General features: G+C 52.3%; 2 protein-coding genes. Both read right to left on the bottom strand.

The features are described 5' to 3' along the window. Window positions 1–512 (bottom strand): hypothetical protein (locus ACI4N7_RS07720; protein WP_439732776.1); only part of this gene is annotated, 512 nt, incomplete at its 3' end. A gap of 95 nt (window positions 513–607) precedes the next feature. Next, complete coding sequence (locus ACI4N7_RS07715; RefSeq protein ID WP_439732775.1) at window positions 608–1273, bottom strand: metal-dependent hydrolase; 666 nt, start codon at window positions 1271–1273, stop codon at window positions 608–610. Window positions 1274–1538 lie beyond the last annotated feature (265 nt).

Below are 1538 nucleotides of genomic sequence, written 5' to 3'. Positions count from 1 at the left end.
TCCGAGGCCGATGTGTTGTCTCCGTAGAGCTTGCGCATGATTCTCCGGAAGCATTCGTCGCCCCGTTCTTCGTAGGTGTAAATGCGGCGGCAGCGGGCTTCCATTTTCATGTAGTTGGCGGAAATATCGGACGTGTAGGCCAGGCTCTTTTCCATTTCCGAAAGCGACGCCCCTGCCAGTTTGGCCATGAGCCGGTACTCTTCCGGCGTTTCCCCTGCTTCATACATATCCAGCTGTCCCAGCACGTCCTTCAGGACATCGGTCATGCGGTAGATTCTTTCAATGGTTCCTCTGGCCGCATCCAGAAGGGGCGGATCCTTATAGGCCTTGTACATTTTCTCCGTCAGCGGCCCCAGGGCTTCCCGGCATTTCCTTTTTAATTCCCGGGTGCGGCTGAATCCATCCGCCACATCCATGCGTCCTTCCGCCGTTTCCTCCAGAATAGAACCGGCCTGGCCGGCGTAGGAGGCAAAATCACGGAGGGCCTCAAAAAATTTATCTTCTTTGCTCATGCTATCTCCATCCAGGAAATCAGGCAGAAAACCCGGCGTCTCCTAAGAGCCGCCGGCTTTCTACAGATATACAGAATTATGAAAATCAGATACTCTTACAGGTCAATGGATTCGCCCGGGCGAAGGGGAATCACGTCAAGGCCTTCCTTTTTCGCCTTTTCCTGGAAAGCCTTCACATTCTGGGAAATCACGGGCCAGGTATTGTAATGGAGTGGAATTACATGCTTTGCTTTCAGGAATTTCCCTGCCAGAATGGCATCGTCCGGTCCCATGGTGTAGTTGTCCCCGATGGGCAGGATGGCGTAATCAATGTCATAGAGCTCTCCGAAAAGCTTCATGTCGCCGAAGAGGGCAGTGTCGCCGGAATAGTAAACCGTAGGTCCGTCCTTGAACCGGATAATGAAGCCGCAGGGCGTTCCGCCGGCTGCGCCGCAGCTGTGGAAGGCCTGCACCATCTTCACATCGCCGAAGCCTGCATGATAGGTGCCTCCCAGATTCATGGGCTGGAAATTGGACAGGGCCTTGGAGAAAAGACCAATCACTTCCGGAATGGCCACCACCATAGCTCCCGTGCGGAGCGCAATCTCATTGGCATCGCCGAAATGGTCGCTGTGGGCATGGGAAAGAAGAATATAATCGCATCTCACATCCTCCGCCGAAACAGCGGCCTGACTGTTCCCCGTGAGAAACGGATCAAAAAGGAGCTTTTCTTTCCCTGTATCAATGGTAAAACATGCATGGCCTAAAAATGTGTACTTCATGATGGAAACCTCCTTGATTGTGAAATGAAACAGAAACCGCTGATGAGCGGGTATATATTTGATAAAAAAGGTTCAAAAGATTCAAAGGGTTCAGAGGGTTCAGAGGGGGTGGTATCGCCGCCTTTGGCGGTGCACAGCGAACACATTTTGAAGGAGCAATAGCGACGCGCAAAATGTAGTGAGTCGTTTCCCCCTTAGTGGGCGATGAGTATATAGTCAGCGTTACGGGATTGGCGTTCTGCTTCATGCGTTATTCTGAGGCAGG

It is taken from the genome of Dialister sp., assembly GCF_051885895.1.
GTDB lineage: Bacteria > Bacillota > Negativicutes > Veillonellales > Dialisteraceae > Dialister.
This window is presented reverse-complemented; position numbering and strand designations above follow the sequence as displayed.